At 44.8% G+C, this 241-nt stretch carries 1 protein-coding gene; it reads right to left on the reverse strand.

Going from position 1 to position 241, the window contains the following annotated elements; all coding sequences use genetic code 11:
• Positions 1-18 precede the first annotated feature (18 nt).
• A complete protein-coding gene (locus tag MiSe_RS50515) occupies positions 19-159 on the reverse strand; it encodes a hypothetical protein (protein ID WP_226595161.1) in 141 nt (46 codons plus the stop codon).
• Between the last annotated feature and the right edge of the window lie 82 nt (positions 160-241).

Below are 241 nucleotides of genomic sequence, written 5' to 3' on the forward strand. Positions count from 1 at the left end.
TATTGATTGATTCCAGATTCATTGATGTCGGGGCACGGCAATACATATACCTCGGTTTAAAGTTGAAGATTGAGCGTGCCGTGCCCCTACCTCGTATTGATTGATTCCAGATTCATTGATGTCGGGGTGATGGGTACAGGTAATGTAGGGGCACGGCAATACAGATAGATCGGTTTAAGATTTAAGATTGAGCGTGCCGTGCCCCTACCCTGTATTGATTGATTCCAGATTCATTGATGTC

Source organism: Microseira wollei NIES-4236 (assembly GCF_020521235.1).
GTDB lineage: Bacteria > Cyanobacteriota > Cyanobacteriia > Cyanobacteriales > Aerosakkonemataceae > Microseira > Microseira wollei.